Source organism: Pseudomonas sp. REB1044, from assembly GCF_038813925.1.
GTDB lineage: Bacteria > Pseudomonadota > Gammaproteobacteria > Pseudomonadales > Pseudomonadaceae > Aquipseudomonas > Aquipseudomonas boreofloridensis.
The window spans coordinates 884,433-902,967 of the sequence record NZ_CP046139.1 but is presented as its reverse complement, the minus strand read 5'-3'; the positions used below and the strand labels follow the sequence as shown (position 1 = coordinate 902,967).

The window sequence follows — 18,535 nt, the reverse complement described above, 5'->3', positions numbered from 1 at the left end:
CCATGCAGGACGGCTACAACGACCCGCTCTGGCGTCAGGTCGTTTCGGGCGCACAGATGCTCTTCGTGGCATTCGGTGCGCTGGTGCTCATGCCGCTGATCACCGGCCTGGACCCCAACGTGGCGCTGTTCACCGCGGGCCTGGGCACGCTGTTGTTCCAATTGGTCACGGGGCGCCAGGTGCCGGTGTTCCTGGCCTCCAGCTTCGCGTTCATCACACCGATCATCCTCGCCAAGGGCCAGTTCGGCCTGGCCGCGACCATGGGCGGGGTAATGGCCGCCGGCTTCGTCTACACCTTCATGGGCCTGATGGTGAAGGTCAAAGGCACCGGTTTCATCGACCGCATGCTACCGCCGGTCGTCATCGGCCCGGTGATCATCTCCATTGGCCTGGCCATGGCGCCGATCGCCGCCAACATGGCCATGGGCAAGGGCGGCGACGGTAGCGCGTTGATGCCCTACCAGACCGCCATGCTGATCTCCATGCCGGCGCTGCTGACCACCTTGATCGTCGCGGTGTTCGGCAAAGGCATTTTCCGCCTGGTGCCGATCATCGCGGGCGTGCTGGTCGGCTTCGCCTTGTCCTTCGCCTTCGGTGTGGTGGACACGGCGAAGATCGCCGCCGCGCCATGGCTGGAACTGCCCAACTTCACCGCGCCGGAGTTCAACTGGCAGGCGATCCTGTTCATCGTGCCAGTGGCCCTGGCCCCGGCCATCGAGCATATCGGTGGGGTGATCGCCGTGGGCAGCGTGACCGGCCGCGACTACCTGAAAAAGCCCGGTTTGCACCGCACGCTGCTCGGTGACGGCCTGGCCACCACTGCGGCCGGCCTGTTCGGCGGCCCGCCCAACACCACCTATGCCGAAGTGACCGGCGCGGTGATGCTGACCAAGAACTACAACCCGAAGATCATGACCTGGGCGGCGGTCTTCGCCATCACCCTGGCCTTCATCGGCAAGTTCGGCGCGCTGCTGCAAAGCATCCCGGTGCCGGTGATGGGCGGCATTCTGTGCCTGTTGTTCGGCTCGATCGCGGCGGTGGGCATGAACACCCTGATCCGCCACAAGATCGACCTGGCCGAAGCGCGCAACCTGGTGATCGTCTCGGTGACCCTGGTGTTCGGTATCGGCGGCGTATTGATCGGCAGCGGCGACGGCCCTGACGATTGGGGCCTGAAGGGCATCGCGCTGTGCGCGGTAGTGGCCATCGCCCTGAACTTGATTCTGCCGGGCAACGATGGCTGGAAGAACAAGACGCTGGACGATCAGTTGCCTTGAGCCTGCGTTGAACTCACGGGGGCTGCACTGCAGCCCCTGCTGTTTTCACGCCTTCTCGCACATCCCCGCCAGCACCTGCGCCCACTGCGGGTGATCGTTCAGGCACGGCACCAGCACCAACGCTTCACCGCCGGCCTCGATGAACTGCTCCTTGCCGCGATCACCGATCTCTTCCAGCGTCTCGATGCAATCAGCGACGAACGCCGGGCACATCACCAACAGCTTCTTCACCCCGGCCGCCGCCAGCTCGTCCAGGCGCGTCTCGGTGTAGGGCTCGATCCATTTGGCCCGTCCCAGACGCGACTGGAACGAGGCCGACCACTTGCCGTCGGGAATGCCTGCCGCTTTGGCGAAGGCGGCCGCACTGGCCAGGCACTGCGAGCGATAGCAGACCTTGCGCACTTGGGGGCAGGCGGTTTCACAGCAATTGGCGCTCTGCAGGCAATGCGAGCCGGTCGGATCGAGCTTCTTCAGATGGCGCTCCGGCAGACCGTGGAAGCTCAGCAGCAGGTGGTCGTACTCCTGCTGCAGGTAAGGCTGGGCACTGGCCACCAGCGCGTCGATATAGTCGGGTTCGTCGTAGAAGGGCTGCAGCACTCGCAACTCCATCGCCAGCTTCTGCTCGGCCAGGGTCTTGCGCGCCTGCTCCACCACGGTGGTCACGGTGCTGTCGGCGAACTGTGGGTACAACGGTGCCAGGGTCACCTTGCGCACACCTTGCGCCGCGAGCCGCTCCAGGACCTGGGGCAGCGCCGGCTGGCCGTAGCGCATGGCGACCTCCACCGGACCGTGGGGCCAGTGCGGGGTGATGGCCGCTTGCAGACGGCGGGTCAGCACCACCAGCGGCGAGCCCTCGTCCCACCAGATCGACGCGTAGGCGTGGGCCGACTGTTCCGGGCGCTTGATCAGGATCAGCGACACCAGCAGCCGACGCACCGGCCAGGGCAGGTCGATGACGTAAGGGTCCATCAGGAACTGGTTGAGGTAACGGCGCACGTCGGCAACCGAAGTGGAAGCCGGTGAACCCAGGTTGACCAGCAGCAGGGCGTGATCGGTCATGCAGCGTCCTATGTCAGAGGCGTTCGGACAGATCGTCCAACGCCGATTGCAGATCGTCGAAGCGGAACGTGAAGCCTTCTTCCAGCAACCGTGCCGGGCGGGCCCGCTGTCCACCCAGCAACAAGGTGGACAGCTCGCCCAGACCCGCCTTGAGCAGCAGGGCGGGCACCGGCAGTATGGCCGGTCGATGCAGCGCGCGACCCAGTGCCTTGGCGAACGCCCGGTTGCGCACCGGCTCCGGCGCGCAGGCATTATAGGGACCGCTGGCGTCGGTGCGCTGCAAGAGAAAATCAATCAGGGCGATGTGATCCTCGATATGAACCCACGGCATCCATTGCCGTCCATCGCCCAGCGGCCCGCCCAGGCCGAGTTTGAACGGCAGCCGCAGGCGCGACAAAAAGCCGCCGTCGCCAGCCAGCACCAGCCCGGTTCGCACCAGTACGACTCGCAGTCCCAGCGCTTGGGCGCGTTGGGCGGTTTCTTCCCAGGCGATGCACAACTGGCTGGCGAAATCCTCCTTGACCGGCGGCGACGCCTCGGTCAACTCACGCTCGCCGCCATCGCCATACCAGCCCACTGCCGAGCCGGACACCAGCACCTCGGGGCGCTGCTCACGCGTTTCGAGCCACGCCAGCAGTTGCTCGGTCAGGGTGATACGGCTGGCCCACAGCAGGTGACGGCGCGAAGCCGTCCACGGTCGGTCGGCAATGGGTGCACCGGCCAGGTTGACCACCGCATCGACCTGATCGCTCGACGCAATATCCTCCAGCCGAGCGATGCCGCGCACGCCTTCGCCACAGTGCCGAGGCACCTGAGCGGGATCGCGACTCCAGACGGTCAAGCGATGTCCCTGGCTCAACCAGCGTCGGCACAGATGCCGTCCGATCAAGCCTGTACCCCCTGTCAGCACGATGTGCATGGCTGTGTCCTCGCATGCTGTGGCTATGGTCTATTTTTAACTTCAAGGCACTTTTTCAACCCGACGCTCTCGGATAAACATAGGCCAACCTGTTCCACCGGGTGGAATAACCTTATACAAAACTTCTGCATTGTACAGGTTTGTCTGACAGCGTAGTCTGCTTCCAGCACGGTTCGAAGAGGCCATCATGACAGTACCTATCGCGATCATCGGGGCCGGCATCGCCGGCCTGTCCGCCGCCCAGGCCCTGCAGAAGGCCGGGCAGACCGTGCATGTGTTCGACAAGGGCCATGGCAGTGGCGGGCGCATGGCCAGCAAACGCAGCGAGGCGGGCGCCCTCGATCTGGGCGCACAGTACTTCACCGCCCGTGATCGACGCTTCGTCGAACACGTGCAGAGCTGGGTCGCCGCCGGTTGGGCGGCGCAATGGAAGCCGCAGCTCTACAACTACCGCGACGGCCAACTCACCCCCTCCCCCGACGAGCAGACCCGCTGGGTCGGTGTACCGCGCATGAGCGCCATCACCCGAGGCCTGCTCGAAGACGTCACCGTGCACTTCGGCTGCCGCATCGCCGAAGTGTTTCGCGGCAAGCAGTTCTGGCACCTGCAGGACACCGAAGGCTGCAGCCACGGCCCCTATAGCCGCGTGGTGATCGCCGTGCCGGCACCGCAGGCCACGCCGCTGCTGGCAGCCACACCCAAGCTGGCGGCGGTTGCCGCGAGCGTGCAGATGGAACCCACCTGGGCGGTCGCGCTGGGCTTCAACGCGGCCTTGAACACCCCGATGCAAGGCTGCTTCGTGCAGGACAGTCCCCTCGACTGGCTGGCGCGCAACCGCAGCAAGCCCGGCCGTGACGAGCACCTCGATACGTGGGTGCTGCATGCGACTTCCGCCTGGAGCCGGCAGCACATCGACCTGCCCAAGGACGAGGTGATCGATACGCTGCATGGTGAGTTCGCCGAACTGGTTGGGTGCGTCGTGCCCGCACCGACCTTTGCCTTGGCCCACCGCTGGCTCTACGCCCGGCCCGCCGGCAGCCATGAGTGGGGCGCACTCGCCGATGCCGACCAGGGGCTCTACGCGTGTGGCGACTGGTGCCTGTCCGGGCGGGTCGAAGGCGCCTGGCTGAGCGGCCAGGAGGCGGCGCGCCGTCTGCTGGAGCACCTCGAATAGCGTTGTACAAGAAATTCTTCTTGCATAAGTTTTTCGATGTGCTGGAATAGACCTGTACAAGAAATCAACCTTGTACAAGTTTAGGGAGCGGCAGCATGGACCCCCAGCACTCGACACGTAAACCCCGCATCGCCATCAGCGCCTGCCTCGCCGGCCAGGACGTGCGTTACAACGGCGGTCACAAGGCCTCGGACTTGTGTCATTCGCTCGACGAGCATTTCGACTGGGTGCCGTTGTGCCCTGAAGTAGCCATTGGCCTGGGCATTCCCCGCGAGGCGATCCGCCTGGTGGGCGACCCTCAGTCGCCGGAAGTGATCAATCCGCGCAATCCCGGCACCGACCTGGCGCCACCGCTGCGTGCCTATGGCCAGCAGATGGCCGAGGCGCTCGACGATATCTGCGGTTATGTATTCATGCAGAAATCGCCGTCCTGCGGCCTGGAACGGGTCAAGGTCTATCAAGACAACGGCCGCCCATCGCTGCAAGGCGGCCGCGGTGCCTATGCCCAGGCGTTCTGCGAACGGCGCCCGGATCTGCCGGTGGAGGAAGAAGGCCGCCTGCACGACCCGGTGCTGCGCGAGAACTTCATCAGCCGCGTCTATGCCTACGCCGACTGGCAGAATCTGCTGTCGCAGGGGCTGAGCCGCGCGGCCTTGCAGGGTTTCCACGCCCGCTACAAGTACCTGTTGATGGCGCACAATCCCCAGGCCTATCGGCAACTGGGCCACCTGCTCGGCAGCATGACCCGCAACGACGATCCCGACGAGCTCGGTCCGCGTTACTTCACGCAGTTGATGCAGGCCCTGCGCCGGTGTGCCAGCCGCGGCACCCACAGCAATGTGCTGCAGCACCTGTGCGGCTACCTGCGCGATGCCCTGGACGGCAGCGACAAGGCCGAGCTGCAGCATCTGATCGGCCAGTACCAGGAGGGCATCGTCCCGCTCGTGGTACCGCTGACCCTGCTCAAGCATCACCTGCGCAATCATCCCGATCCCTATCTGCTGCAGCAGGCCTACCTACAACCGCATCCGGAAAACATGGGGCTGCGCAATGCACTCTGAAGATGAGCTGCCCATCGGCGAGCTGGCCCGACGTACCGGCGTCAACCCAGTGACCCTGCGCGCCTGGGAGCGCCGCTACGGCCTGCTGGTGCCCGACCGCACGCCCAAAGGACATCGCCTGTACCGCGAAGCGCATGTCCAGAAGGTGCAAGAGATCCTGCAATGGCTGGAACGTGGCGCCTCGGTCAGCCAGGTGCGCGACCTGCTGGAGAACAGCGGCAGCGCGACGCCTGTGCTCAACAGCGACTGGCAAGCGCGTTGCGGGAAGCTCATCGACGCCATCGCCAACCTTGCCCAGCGCTCGCTGGACCAGCAGTTGAACCAGGCCATGGCGCTGTACCCGGCCTCGACCCTGTGTGACCAACTGCTGCTGCCCTTGCTCGAGCAACTGGAGCAACGTTGGCGCCATCACTTCGACGCACGGCTGGAACAGGCCTTCTTCCACACCTGGCTGCGCAGCAAGCTGGGAGCGCGGGTCTATCACGACAATCATTCGCTCGAAGGCCCACCGGTGCTGCTGGCCACCACCGCCGAGCAACCGTTCAACGAACGCCTGTGGCTCACCGCCTGGCTGCTGAGCAGCAGTGGCATGGCGGTGGAGATTCTCGAACAGCCGGTGACCGGCAAACAGCTACTGCACGCCATCGACCGCTTGCAACCCAGGGCGTTGGTGCTGCACTTGGGCGCACGACTGGACGTTCCGTCATTGATGCCACTGGCCACTGTCACGCTGGTGAAACTCCTGGGGGGTGCCAGCGCGCCCATACATGAAGAGCGGCTGCGCGCGTTGGGCCTTCCCGCCTCGCAACTGTTCGACACACCCCAGCAAGCCTTGCGTCTGCTCCAGCAGTCGACCTCAAGCTTCAGTGCGAGACCCTGACATGCAATTGATCTGGCTGCGCAGCGATCTGCGCATCGACGACAACACCGCACTGAGCGCTGCCACCCAGCAGGGGCCGAGCATTGCCTTGTGGATCGCCAGCCCCAAGCAATGGCAAGCGCACGACGACGCACCGGCCAAGGTCGATTTCTGGCTGCGCAACCTGCGTGACCTGCGCCATGCACTGGACGCCCTGAACATTCCGCTGCTCATCGGCCACACGGACACCTGGCAACAGGTGCCGCAAACAGTCCTAGCGGTCTGTCAGAAGCACAAGGTGCAGACCGTCCATTGGAACGACGAATACGGCCTCAACGAAGCGCAGCGCGATCAGCAGACGCGCGAATGCCTGGAACACGCCGGCATTGCCGTGAAAACGCACCTCGATCAACTGCTCTTCAAGCCCGGCACGCTGCTGACCAAGGCCGGCAACTACTTCCAGGTGTTCGGCCAGTTCCGCAAAGCCTGTCTCGAGCACTTGCACCGCAGCCTGCCCGCCCAGGCCCACCGCGTGAAAGCCCAGGCACCGCTGTCCATCGCCCACGACCCGATCCCGCAGCATATAGCCGGTTTCGACAAGCCCGCGCAGAGCATTCGCGACCACTGGCCGGCGGGCGAGCAGGAAGCACAGGCCCGGCTCGGCCGCTTCGTCGATGAGCTGATCGACGATTACCACGTCGCGCGCGATCTGCCGGCCACACCCGGCACCAGTCAACTGTCGGCCTACCTGGCCGCTGGCGTGATCTCGCCCCGGCAATGCCTGCATGCCGCCCTGACCAGCAATCGCGGCGAACTGGACAGTGGCAGTCAGGGTGCACGCACCTGGATCGAAGAGTTGCTGTGGCGCGAGTTCTACAAACACATCCTGGTGGGTTATCCACAGGTGTCCCGGCACAAGGCATTTCGTGCCCATACCGAAGCACTGCCCTGGCGCACTGCGCCGGACGACTTCGAAGCCTGGCAACAGGGTCGCACCGGCATTCCCCTGATCGATGCGGCCATGCGCCAGCTGCTGCACACCGGTTGGATGCACAACCGGCTTCGAATGGTAGTGGCCATGTTCCTGAGCAAGAACCTCTTGATCGATTGGCGTAAAGGCGAGCAACATTTCATGCGTCACCTGATCGACGGCGACCTTGCTGCCAATAACGGCGGCTGGCAATGGAGCGCTTCGACTGGAACCGATTCAGTGCCCTATTTCCGGATCTTCAACCCTGTGACCCAGTCGCAGCGATTCGATCCAGACGGGCGATTCATTCGCCATTGGTTGCCCGAACTCACGCAACTGGATAACAAGACCATTCATTTGCCAGTGAAATCCTGTGATTTATTTGATACAAGTTGCTACGTCAGCCCGATCGTTGACCTAGGGAAAAGTCGACAAAGAGCACTTGCGGCGTTCAAGGGGCTGTCCGCCGCCTCCAGTTAAGGACGCAGAATTGAGTAGTACTCGCAGTTTCTGGATTACCGGAGCCACACGTGGGCTCGGAATGGCAATGGCGCAGCAGCTGCTCGCCGACGGGTATCGAGTCGCGGTCAGTGGCAGGCACAGCCACGAACTCGAAGCCCTCATCGAGCTTCACGGTGCACGCCTGCTGCACCTTCCAGGCAACCTACACGAACTCGCCGACGCCCAATCGGCCGGTCAACACCTGCAATCGCAGTGGGGCACGCTGGATGCCTTGATCATCAACGCAGGGACCTGTGACTACCTGGCCCCTAACCTCCCGGCAGCAGAGATCGTCGAGCAGATCCTGCAAAGCAACTGGCACGCCACCGAACAGGCGGTGGCCTGCGCCCTGCCCTTGCTGGCACGGGGCGAAAATCCCCGAGTGATGGCGATTTTCAGTCGCTACTCGGCCTTGCAGCGCTACTCTCCAGCGCAAAGTCCCGCTGGGCATAACAGTCTGCCGCACTGGCTGCGCGAACAACGCAAGGCATTGGGCGATCTGGGCGTGAAGCTGACCATAGCCGCACCGCAGTTGACCAAATCGCCCGTAAGCAATGCCCTGGCGTTGCCGGAGCAGTGGACGGCCGACAGCGCGGCGCAGGAATTGCTGAGCAAGCTGGACAGCGAGCACCGCGAACTGGTGCTGGAAGTGCTGGATCCGACCTTGCTATGGCCGCTGCCCAGCGAAGACTGAGCGCAACGCAGGCTGATGCACAGCGCTGGCTGCGCCTCAGCCGCTGAACGCCATGACCTGCGCCACCGGCGCATCCCACAACGCAGGTAACACCTCGCGCAGCCGCTGCGGCTCGGCACTGCTGAAGAACTCGGCGTCGCGCGCCGGGCCATCGGCGAGCAGATTCCGGCCCAGCAGCAGACGCTGCAACTGCCTGGCCACGGCAGCGCCGGTATCGATGATCGCTACGTCTTCGGGCACCATCTGCGCCAGCAGCGGGCGCAGGAAAGGGTAATGCGTGCAGCCCAGGATCAGCGTGTCGCAGCCGGCCACCAGCAATGGCTGGACATAACCCTCCAGCAAGACACGCAGTGGCGGGCTGCTCAAGTCGCCCCGTTCGATCAATTCCACCAATCCCGGACACGGCTGAGTGACGACGCGCACATCGCCTGCGAAGCGATCGAGCAAGGCCGCGAATTTGGCGCTCTGCAAGGTGCCAGTGGTCGCCAGCACGCCGACCACGCCAGAGCGGGTCGCCGCCGCCGCCGGCTTGACCGCAGGCTCCATGCCAACCAATGGCCATTCGGGGTAGCGCTGACGAAGGTCGGCTACCGCCGCCACCGTCGCCGTATTGCAGGCCAGCACCATGGCCTTGGCGCCACGCGCCTGGAAAAACGCGGCAATGCGCCGGCAGCGCTCGCGGATGTAGTCCGGCGACTTCTCGCCGTAGGGCACATGGCCGCAGTCGGCCACGTAGAGCAGCGACTCGGCCGGCAACAGGCGGTAGATATCGGCCAGCACCGACAGACCGCCCACCCCGAATCCATGACGCCGACCGGCGCCGAGCGCTCAGCCATGGCGGCTGCCGCACACGGCGCACTGTGGGTCGCGCTTGACCCGCAGCTCGCGAAAGCGTGTACCTAAGGCATCGATGAGCAACAGGCGTCCTACCAGCGGCTCGCCGAAACCGGCCAACAGCTTGAGCGCCTCCAGCGCTTGCAAGCTGCCGACCAGGCCCACCAGCGGGCCGATCACCCCGGCTTCGCTGCAGGTCAATTCGGCTTCGCTGCCATGGCCATACAGGCAGTGGTAGCAGGGGCTGTGCGCCTGCCGTGGATCGAACACCGACAACTGCCCCTCCAGGCGAATGGCCGCACCGCTAACCAACGGTTTGCCGGCTGCCACGCACGCCGCGTTGACCGCCTCGCGGGTGGTGAAGTTGTCGCAGCAGTCCAACACCAGGTCCACGCTGGCCACTGCCGCCGCGAGGGAATCCTCATCCAGGGCCTGGCGATGGGCGACCAGGCGGACCTGCGGATTGATCGCCTGCAAGCGCCGCAGCGCCGAGTCGACCTTGCTCAGCCCGAGGCTGTCGGTGTCATGCAGCACCTGGCGCTGCAGGTTGGTCAGCTCGACCGTGTCGAAATCGGCCAGATGCAGCTCGCCCACGCCTGCGGCCGCCAAGTACAGCGCCACAGGCGAGCCCAGACCACCCAGTCCGACCACCAGCGCCCTGCTCTGCTTGAGCCGCGACTGACCGTCGATATCCACCTGCGCCAGCAGGATCTGGCGGCTGTAGCGCAGCAGCTCGTCGTCGCTCAGCACGGCAGGCGGCCCAGACTGATGCGCTCATGACCGCCGAGATCGCGGCGACTACCAACGTCGCTGAAGCCGCTGGCCGTGAGCAATTCACGCACCGCGCTGGCCTGGTCGTAGCCGTGTTCGAGCAGCAGCCAGCCACCGGCCACCAGGTGCTGGGGCGCCCGGGCAATGATCAGGCGCAGGTCGTCCAGGCCATCGGCGCCGGCCACCAGTGCACTGCTCGGCTCGAAACGCACGTCACCGGCACTCAGGTGCGGGTCTTCGCTGGCGATGTAGGGCGGGTTGCTGATGATCAGATCGAAGCGCTCACCGCCGAGCGCCTCGAACCAATGGCTGGCGCGCACCTGCACGTTGGCCAGGTGCAGACGCTGGCGGTTACGCTCGGCCAAGGCCACGGCCTCCTCGACACGGTCCACGGCCGTCACCTGCCAGGCCGGACATTCGCTGGCCAGGGCCAGGGCGATGGCCCCGGTGCCGGTGCCCAGGTCCAGTACCTGCGCAGCGCTTGCCGGCAGCAACTCCAGCGCTGCCTCCACCAGCAGCTCGGTGTCGGGTCGAGGAATCAGGGTGTGGGGCGCCACTTCCAGATCGAGTTTCCAGAAACCCTGGTGACCCAGAATGTAGGCCACCGGCTCGCCGGCGCGGCGGCGCTCCAGCCAGGCGGCGTAGGTGTCGGCCGCCTCGCTGCTGACGATGCGCTCGGGCCAGGTGTGCAGGTAGCTGCGCGACTTGCCCAGGGCCGCAGACAACAGCAGCTCGGCGTCCAGACGCGCGCTGGAGGAGTCGGGCAACTGCGCATTGCGCAACAGGCTGGCGATGATGGTCATCAGTCCCCCAGGGCGGCCAGTTGATCGGCCTGGTATTCGGCGAGCAAGGGCTCGATCACGGCATCGACGCCGCCGGCGAGCACATCGTCCAGCGAATACAGCGTCAGGTTGATGCGGTGGTCGGTCACCCGGCCCTGTGGATAATTGTAGGTGCGGATACGCTCGGAACGATCGCCCGAGCCGACCAGCAACTTGCGCTCGCTGGCGATGGCGTTCTGCGCGGCGCTGGTCTGCAGGTCATTGAGCTTGGCCGACAGCCAGGACAGGGCACGGGCACGGTTCTTGTGCTGGGATCGCTCTTCCTGGCACTCGACCACGATGCCGGTCGGCAGGTGCGTGATGCGAATGGCCGAGTCGGTCTTGTTGACGTGCTGACCGCCCGCGCCCGAGGCACGGTAGGTATCCACGCGCAGGTCGGCCGGGTTGATCTCGATCGCCGCCTGCTCGTCGGGCTCGGCGAGTACCGCCACGGTGCATGCCGAGGTGTGGATACGGCCCTGCGACTCGGTTTCCGGCACACGTTGCACGCGGTGCGCGCCGGACTCGAACTTGAGCTTGGCGTAGACGTTGTCGCCCTCGACGCGGGCGATGATCTCCTTGTAACCGCCGTGCTCGCCTTCGTTCTCCGACAGGATTTCCAGGCGCCAGCCGCGCTTTTCGGCGTAACGCGAGTACATGCGGAACAGGTCGCCGGAGAAGATGGCGGCCTCGTCACCGCCGGTCCCGGCGCGGATTTCCAGAAACACGTTGCGCCCGTCATTGGGGTCTTTGGGCAGCAGCATGCGCTGCAGTTGCGCCTCCAGGGCAAGCAGTTGTTCCTTGGCCTCGCGCACTTCCTCCACGGCCATTTCGCGCAGGTCAGGGTCGCTGTCCTTGAGCAGCGCCTGGGCGCCCTCCAGGTCGTCCTGCACCTTGCGCCAGGCGCTGTAGGCGACGAACACCGGCTCGACTTCGGCGTATTCACGGGAATAGGCGCGAAAGCGAGTCTGGTCGGAAATGACCTCGGCATCGCCCAGCAGGGCGGTGAGTTCTTCGAAGCGGTCCTGGAGAATCTCCAGTTTTTTCAGCAGCGACGCTTTCATTGCGGGGTCTTGTCCGTGGCGCCTTCGTGAAGGGCAAAGAGTTCCTGGGCCATGGCCAGCGCATCGACGCGGCCTTCGGCGGAGAGCTTCTTCAGTTGCACGCTGGGGGCGTGCAGAAGCTTGTTGGTCAGACCGCGAGCCAACTGGGCGAGCACCTCTTCGGGGTTGCCGCCGTTGGCCAGCAGGCGCTGGGCCTTGTGCAGTTCTTCGTCACGCAGGCGCTCGCTCTGCTGGCGGTAGGCCTTGAGCACGTCCACCGCCGCCAGCTCGCGCAGGCGCCCCATGAAATCCTCGGCGCCGACACTCACCAGCTCTTCGGCAGCCTGGGCCGCGCCCTGGCGACTCTTGAGGTTTTCCGCGACCACTTCGTGCAGGTCGTCGACGGTGTACAGGTAGACGTCGTCCAGATCGCCCACCTGCGCCTCGATGTCGCGCGGCACGGCGATGTCGACCATGAAGATCGGCTTGTGGCGGCGCTGCTTGAGCGCACTTTCCACCGCGCCTTTGCCGAGGATCGGCAACTGGCTGGCCGTGGAGCTGATGACGATGTCGCTGTGCGCCAACTCCTGTGGAATGTCGGCCAGCAGCACCGCATGGGCGCCGAACTGTTCGGCCAGCAGGCTGGCGCGCTCCAGGGTGCGGTTGGCCACCACGATGCGCTTGACCCCCTGCTCGTGCAGGTGACGGGCGACCAGGGTGATGGTCTCGCCGGCGCCGATCAGCAGCGCCTGGCTGCGTCCTAGGTCGGCGAAGATCTGCTTGGCCAGGCTGACCGCCGCGAAGGCCACCGACACCGGGTTTTCGCCAATGGCGGTGTCGGTGCGCACCTGTTTGGCGGCGCTGAAGGTGGCCTGGAACAAACGCCCCAGCAGCGGACCGATGGTGCCGGCCTCACGCGCCACGGCATAGGCCGACTTCATCTGGCCGAGGATCTGCGGCTCGCCCAGCACCAACGAGTCGAGTCCGGACGCCACACGCATCATGTGCCGGACCGCGTCATGCTCCTCGTGGATGTAGGCGCTGGCGCGCAGTTCGTCCAGGCTCAAGCGATGGTAGTGGGCCAGCCACTGCAGCACGTCGTCGGCGCTGAGCTGATCCTGTTCTATATAGAGTTCGCTGCGGTTGCAGGTGGAGAGGATCGCCGCCTCGCGGCTGGCGGTCATTCGGCAGAGCTGCTGCAGGGCGTCGACCAGCTGCTCGGGCGTAAACGCCACGCGCTCGCGTACGTCGACCGAGGCAGTCTTATGGTTGATACCGAGGGCAAGAAAGGCCATGCAAGATCGCTGGTGGGACGGGAAGCCGATAATTGTCCTACTTCGCAGGATTCAGGACAACCACCGTTCGCTATCGCGACCATGACCATCGTCTATAGACAGCGCACCCGATGACAGCCGCGTACGAGACCTGTCGCCGAACGTCCCGGGCCCGGCACGGTCACACACTACGCAGGTGGGTTTGCCCCCACGCTTGTGTCATCATGCTCCGACCGCCGGTTAGTCCTCCAAAGCCCCTATGAACAGATCCTACGCATTGCTGCTTGCCTTCGCCCTGCTCCAGGGCTGCCAGAGCCTGGTCCCGCACAAGAGCGAGGAACAGCCGGCCGTTGCCGAGGCCGACAAGCCCGAAGCCAAACCGCCGGTGGTCTATGGATCGTTCAAGCCCGACACCCTCTACAGCCTGTTGGTGGCCGAACTCGCTGGCCAGCGCAACCGCTTCGACATCGCCCTGGCCAACTATGTCGACCAGGCGCAGAAGACCCAGGACGCCGGTGTTTCCGAACGCGCCTACCGCATCGCCGAATACCTCGGCGCCGACGAGCCGGCCCTGGACACCGCGCTGATCTGGGCACGCAACGACCCACAGAACCTCGACGCGCAGCGCGCCGCGGCCATCCAACTGGCCCGCGCCGGACGCTACGACGACTCCATGGCCTACATGGAGAAGGTACTTCAGGGCCAGGGCGACACCCATTTCGATTTCCTCGCGCTCTCGGCCGCCGAAACCGACCAGGCGACCCGCGACGGTCTGCTCAAGAGCTTCGATCGTCTGCTGGTGAAGTACCCGGACAACGGTCAACTGGTGTTCGGCAAGGCCTTGCTGCTCAACCAGGACGACAAGACCGAACAGGCGCTCGAGCTGCTGGAACAGCACCCGCCGCGCAACGGCGAAATCGCGCCGATCCTGCTGCGCGCACGCCTGCTGCAAACCCTCGAGCGCGGCGACGAAGCGCTGCCGCTGCTGCGCACGGCGATCCGCGACAACCCCGAGGACAAGCGCCTGCGCATCACCTACGCGCGCACGCTGGTCGAGCAGAACCACATCAGCGAAGCCAAGGCCGAGTTCGAGAGCCTGCTGCAGCAGTACCCCGATGACGACGAACTGCGTTATTCGCTGGCACTGGTGAGCATGGAGAACAAGGACTGGGACGAAGCCGAGGGCTACCTGCAGGAAATGGTCGAGCGCGACAGCAACGTCGACGCCGCGCACCTGAACCTGGGACGCATCCGCGAAGAGCGCAACCTGCCAGCGGCCGCCCTGCGCGAATATGCGCTGGTAGGTCCGGGCCCAGATTACCTGCCCGCGCAACTGCGCCAGGCCGACATCCTCATCGCCAATGGCCGCAGCGCCGAGGCCTCGCGACACCTGGCCGAGGCCCGTGAAGCACAGCCCGACTACGCGATCCAGCTGTACCTGATCGAAGCCGAGACCCTGGGCAACAACGGTAAGGAAGACCAGGCCGACCAAGTGCTGCAGCAGGCGATCAAGCGCTACCCCGATGACCTCAACCTGCTCTACACCCGCGCCATGCTGGCGGAAAAGCGCGACGACATCGTGCAGATGGAGCAGGACTTGCGCGCCATCATCACTCGCGAGCCGGAAAACGCCATGGCCCTCAATGCCCTGGGCTACACCCTCGCCGACCGCACCACCCGTTACGGCGAAGCCAAGGCGCTGATCGAGAAGGCCAGCCAGATCACCCCCGATGACCCCGCCGTGCTCGACAGTTTGGGCTGGGTCAATTATCGCCTGGGCCACCTGGACGAGGCCGAGCGCCTGTTGCGCCAGGCCCTCGAGCGCCTGCCCGACCCCGAAGTGGCCGCCCACCTGGGCGAAGTGCTGTGGGCCAATGGCAAGCGCCGCGAGGCCCGCCAGGTGTGGGCCAAGGCCTTCGCCGAGCAGCCCGACAACCCCATTCTGCGCAAGACCGTCCTGCGCCTGACCGGATCCGAGACCCTCTGAACCATGCCTGTGCGTCATCTTCTTACCTTCGCCCTCATCGCCCTGCTGGCCGGCTGTGCCGGCATGGGCTCCCGTGAAGCCGTGCAGGGCAAGGGCAGCCCGCAACTGTGGCGCGAGCACAAGACGCAGTTGAGCAGCCTCGACGGCTGGCAGATCAACGGCAAGGTCGGCATCCGCGCCCCGCGCGACTCTGGCAGCGGCACGCTGTTCTGGCTGCAGCGCCAGGACTACTACGACATTCGCCTGGCCGGCCCGCTGGGCCGTGGCGCCGCGCGCCTGACCGGGCGACCCGGCGGCGTGGTGCTGGAAGTGGCCAACCAGGGCCGCTACGAGGCCACCAGTCCCGAAGCCCTGCTCGAAGAACAACTCGGCTGGCGCCTGCCGGTGTCGCACCTGGTATGGTGGGTACGTGGCCTGCCGGCCCCCGACATCAAGAGCCAGCTCACCCTCGATGGCGACAGCCGCCTGGCGCGTCTGACCCAGGATGGCTGGGAGGTGGAGTACCTGAGCTACAGCGAGCAGAACGGCTACTGGCTGCCCGAGCGCCTCAAGCTGCACGGCGAGAACATCGACGTGACCTTGGTGATCAAGGACTGGCAGCCGCGTCAGTTGGGGCACTGAACCGATGTCCCGACTCACCCTGCCCGCCCCGGCCAAGCTCAACCTGTGGCTGCACATCACCGGGCGTCGCGCCGATGGCTATCACGAACTGGAAACCGTGTTCCAGTTCCTCGACCACGCCGACGAATTGTCCTTCGAGCGGCGTGACGACGGCCAGATCCGCCTGCATACCGCCATCGACCACGTGCCCCACGACAGCAACCTGATCGTGCGCGCCGCCCGCGCGCTGCAAGCCCAGTCCGGCTGCGGCCTGGGCGCCGATATCTGGCTGGACAAGGTTCTGCCCATGGGCGGCGGCATCGGTGGCGGCAGTTCCGATGCCGCCACTACCCTTCTAGCCCTGCACCATCTCTGGCAGCTCGACTGGAGCGTCGATCGTTTGGCTGCGCTGGGCCTGACCCTGGGCGCCGATGTGCCGGTGTTCGTCCGTGGGCACGCGGCCTTCGCCCAGGGCGTGGGCGAGCAGCTCACGCCGGTCGATCCGCCCGAGCCTTGGTATGTGGTGTTGGTGCCGCAAGTGTCTGTCAGCACAGCGGAAATTTTTTCGCATCCGGAGTTGACACGTGATTCCCTCCCCCTTAAGATGCGCCCCGTTCCCGAGGGAAACAGTCGAAATGACTGCCAACCGGTGGTAGAGCAACGGTATCCAGAAGTTCGCAATGCGCTGAATTCATTGGGTAAATTCACCGAAGCTCGAATGACCGGCACTGGAAGTTGTGTGTTTGGGGCCTTCCCAAGCAAAGCCGAAGCTGGTAGAGTTCTGGCCCTTCTTTCAGCGACCCAAGCAGGGTTTGTGGCAAAGGGAAGCAACGTTTCGATGTTGCATCGCAAGCTGCAGAGTCTGATCAAGAAGTCGAGCGCATAAGCGTTCGCAGCAACAGATACAGGGGCGTCGCCAAGCGGTAAGGCAGCAGGTTTTGATCCTGCCATGCGTTGGTTCGAATCCAGCCGCCCCTGCCATTTTCCTTATACTCATCCAGGTTACCCTCAGCCTTCAGGTACTGCGCGTGTCCAAGATGATGGTCTTCACGGGGAATGCCAACCCCGATCTGGCTCGGCGTGTCGTACGTCAGCTGCATATCCCACTGGGTGATGTTTCTGTCGGCAAGTTCTCCGACGGCGAAATCAGCACTGAGATTAATGAGAACGTCCGCGGTAAGGACGTGTTTATCATTCAGCCGACCTGCGCCCCGACCAACGATAATCTGATGGAACTGGTAGTGATGGCCGACGCCTTCCGCCGCTCCTCAGCTTCGCGAATCACCGCCGTGATTCCCTATTTCGGATACGCCCGCCAGGACCGTCGTCCGCGTTCGGCACGTGTAGCCATCAGCGCCAAAGTGGTCGCTGACATGCTCACTGTCGTGGGTATCGACCGTGTACTCACCGTCGACCTGCACGCAGACCAGATCCAGGGGTTCTTCGATATCCCCGTCGACAACATCTACGGCTCGCCCGTACTGGTCGACGACATCGAAGACCAGCGTTTCGATAACCTCATGATCGTTTCCCCCGACATCGGTGGCGTTGTGCGCGCGCGCGCCGTGGCCAAGTCGCTGGGCGTCGATCTGGGGATCATCGACAAACGCCGCGAGAAAGCGAACCACTCCGAGGTGATGCATATCATCGGCGACGTCGAAGGACGCACCTGCATCCTGGTAGACGACATGGTCGACACCGCCGGCACCCTGTGCCACGCGGCCAAGGCCCTGAAAGACCACGGCGCTGCCAAGGTCTACGCCTATTGCACTCACCCGGTACTGTCGGGTCGTGCGATCGAGAACATCGAGAAGTCGGTACTCGACGAGCTGGTGGTGACCAACACCATCCCGCTGTCTGCCGCTGCTCAGGCCTGTGACCGTATCCGCCAGTTGGATATCGCACCGGTCGTCGCTGAAGCGGTCCGCCGCATCAGCAACGAAGAATCGATCAGCGCGATGTTCCGCTAAGCGGAACGCACGCTGACGAAAAGCGCCCCGCCCCAACACCCGTTGTTGGGGCGGGGCTTTTTTGCCATCCCCGTTGACGCTGGTCGCAAACGTCCTCGGGGGCTATTTTGGAGAAACACAATGAACGAATTCACCCTGAACGCCCAAGCGCGTACTGACCTGGGGAAAGGTGCGAGCCGCCGCCTGCGTCACTCGCTGAGCATCCCTGCCGTTGTCTACGGTGGTAACAAGGACGCCGAGTCCCTGACCATCCTGACCAAGGAAATCACCAAGCTGTTCGAAAACGAGGCTGCCTTCAGCCACGTTCTGGAACTGAACGTCGACGGCAAGAAGCAGAACGTCCTGGTCAAGGCACTGCAGCGTCACCCAGCCAAAGGCTTCATCATGCACGCCGACTTCGTCCGCGTCGTGGCTGGCCAGAAGCTGACCGCCAAGGTCCCGGTTCACTTCATCGGCGAAGAAGCGCCGGTCAAGAAAGGCGGTGAAGTCTCCCACGTAGAAAACGAAATCGAAGTTTCCTGCGAAGCGAAAGACCTGCCTGAGTTCATCGAAGTCGACCTGGCAAACGCTGAAATCGGCACCATCATCCACCTGTCCGACCTGAAAGCGCCGAAAGGCGTTGAATTCGTCGCACTGGCCCACGGTGATGACAAGGCTATCGCCAACGTTCACGCACCACGCGTGTCCGCTGAAGCCGAAGAAGAAGGCGCTGCCGAGTAAT

Annotated in this window: 17 protein-coding genes, 1 tRNA gene and 1 pseudogene; 12 read left to right on the top strand and 7 right to left on the bottom strand. The window is 64.5% G+C overall.

The window, feature by feature from the left end; translation table 11 throughout:
* Positions 1-2 precede the first annotated feature (2 nt).
* Positions 3-1,277, top strand: a complete 1,275-nt coding sequence (locus GKC70_RS04220; protein ID WP_317870856.1) for a uracil-xanthine permease family protein — start codon at positions 3-5, stop codon at positions 1,275-1,277.
* A 45-nt stretch (positions 1,278-1,322) separates the two neighbouring features.
* On the opposite strand, the gene hemH is transcribed toward GKC70_RS04220, so the two are convergent.
* A complete protein-coding gene (gene hemH, locus GKC70_RS04215; protein ID WP_029615103.1) occupies positions 1,323-2,336 on the bottom strand; it encodes a ferrochelatase in 1,014 nt (337 codons plus the stop codon).
* A gap of 13 nt (positions 2,337-2,349) precedes the next feature.
* Positions 2,350-3,255: a TIGR01777 family oxidoreductase gene (locus GKC70_RS04210; protein ID WP_342650543.1), complete on the bottom strand. Its 906-nt coding sequence runs from the start codon at positions 3,253-3,255 to the stop codon at positions 2,350-2,352.
* Positions 3,256-3,442: 187 nt separating this feature from the next.
* Here GKC70_RS04210 and GKC70_RS04205 point away from each other — a divergent pair, with 187 nt between their 5' ends.
* The 5 genes from GKC70_RS04205 to GKC70_RS04185 all read left to right on the top strand — a co-directional run bounded on the left by GKC70_RS04205 (position 3,443) and on the right by GKC70_RS04185 (position 8,514).
* On the top strand, positions 3,443-4,429 hold the full coding sequence (locus GKC70_RS04205) for an NAD(P)/FAD-dependent oxidoreductase (RefSeq protein WP_039580182.1): 987 nt from the start codon (positions 3,443-3,445) through the stop codon (positions 4,427-4,429).
* 95 nt (positions 4,430-4,524) lie between these two features.
* A complete protein-coding gene (locus GKC70_RS04200) occupies positions 4,525-5,490 on the top strand; it encodes a DUF523 and DUF1722 domain-containing protein (protein WP_342650542.1) in 966 nt (321 codons plus the stop codon).
* Positions 5,480-6,370 (top strand): MerR family transcriptional regulator, encoded by an 891-nt coding sequence (locus GKC70_RS04195; RefSeq protein WP_342650541.1) that lies wholly within the window; start codon positions 5,480-5,482, stop codon positions 6,368-6,370. Before GKC70_RS04200 ends, GKC70_RS04195 begins: the two co-directional genes overlap by 11 nt.
* Position 6,371: 1 nt before the next feature.
* Positions 6,372-7,799, top strand: a complete 1,428-nt coding sequence (gene phrB, locus GKC70_RS04190) for a deoxyribodipyrimidine photo-lyase (RefSeq protein WP_342650540.1) — start codon at positions 6,372-6,374, stop codon at positions 7,797-7,799.
* Between the two features lie 67 nt (positions 7,800-7,866).
* A complete protein-coding gene (locus GKC70_RS04185; RefSeq protein WP_342650539.1) occupies positions 7,867-8,514 on the top strand; it encodes an SDR family NAD(P)-dependent oxidoreductase in 648 nt (215 codons plus the stop codon).
* Positions 8,515-8,550: 36 nt separating this feature from the next.
* Here the strand turns inward: GKC70_RS04185 and murI are convergent.
* From murI to hemA, 5 genes and pseudogenes are all read right to left on the bottom strand, one after another.
* Positions 8,551-9,350 (bottom strand): annotated as a pseudogene (murI, locus tag GKC70_RS04180) (glutamate racemase).
* Positions 9,343-10,098: a molybdopterin-synthase adenylyltransferase MoeB gene (locus GKC70_RS04175; protein WP_342650538.1), complete on the bottom strand. Its 756-nt coding sequence runs from the start codon at positions 10,096-10,098 to the stop codon at positions 9,343-9,345. Before GKC70_RS04175 ends, murI begins: the two are co-directional and overlap by 8 nt.
* Positions 10,092-10,922 carry a peptide chain release factor N(5)-glutamine methyltransferase gene (prmC, locus tag GKC70_RS04170; protein ID WP_342650537.1) on the bottom strand — a complete coding sequence of 277 codons (831 nt, stop codon included), beginning with the start codon at positions 10,920-10,922 and terminating at the stop codon, positions 10,092-10,094. Before prmC ends, GKC70_RS04175 begins: the two co-directional genes overlap by 7 nt.
* Complete coding sequence (gene prfA / locus GKC70_RS04165) at positions 10,922-12,004, bottom strand: peptide chain release factor 1 (RefSeq protein ID WP_039580202.1); 1,083 nt, start codon at positions 12,002-12,004, stop codon at positions 10,922-10,924. Before prfA ends, prmC begins: the two co-directional genes overlap by 1 nt.
* Entirely contained in the window at positions 12,001-13,278 is a 1,278-nt protein-coding gene (gene hemA, locus GKC70_RS04160) for a glutamyl-tRNA reductase (protein WP_039580205.1), read from the bottom strand. The genes prfA and hemA overlap by 4 nt, the downstream gene beginning before the upstream one ends.
* A 238-nt stretch (positions 13,279-13,516) precedes the next feature.
* On the opposite strand from hemA, the gene GKC70_RS04155 reads away from it, so the two are divergent.
* The 6 genes from GKC70_RS04155 (at position 13,517) to GKC70_RS04130 (ending at position 18,534) form a co-directional block, all read left to right on the top strand.
* Positions 13,517-15,244 (top strand): tetratricopeptide repeat protein, encoded by a 1,728-nt coding sequence (locus tag GKC70_RS04155; protein ID WP_342650536.1) that lies wholly within the window; start codon positions 13,517-13,519, stop codon positions 15,242-15,244.
* Positions 15,245-15,247: 3 nt separating this feature from the next.
* Positions 15,248-15,865: a lipoprotein insertase outer membrane protein LolB gene (lolB, locus tag GKC70_RS04150; RefSeq protein ID WP_342650535.1), complete on the top strand. Its 618-nt coding sequence runs from the start codon at positions 15,248-15,250 to the stop codon at positions 15,863-15,865.
* A 4-nt stretch (positions 15,866-15,869) separates the two neighbouring features.
* Entirely contained in the window at positions 15,870-16,730 is an 861-nt protein-coding gene (gene ispE / locus GKC70_RS04145) for a 4-(cytidine 5'-diphospho)-2-C-methyl-D-erythritol kinase (protein WP_342650534.1), read from the top strand.
* Positions 16,731-16,750: 20 nt separating this feature from the next.
* A tRNA-Gln gene (locus tag GKC70_RS04140) sits at positions 16,751-16,825 on the top strand.
* Positions 16,826-16,872: 47 nt separating this feature from the next.
* Positions 16,873-17,814, top strand: coding sequence for a ribose-phosphate pyrophosphokinase (locus GKC70_RS04135; RefSeq protein ID WP_029614333.1), 942 nt, complete (start codon positions 16,873-16,875; stop codon positions 17,812-17,814).
* Between the two features lie 120 nt (positions 17,815-17,934).
* Positions 17,935-18,534 carry a 50S ribosomal protein L25/general stress protein Ctc gene (locus GKC70_RS04130; RefSeq protein ID WP_029614334.1) on the top strand — a complete coding sequence of 200 codons (600 nt, stop codon included), beginning with the start codon at positions 17,935-17,937 and terminating at the stop codon, positions 18,532-18,534.
* The last annotated feature ends 1 nt before the right edge of the window (position 18,535 follow it).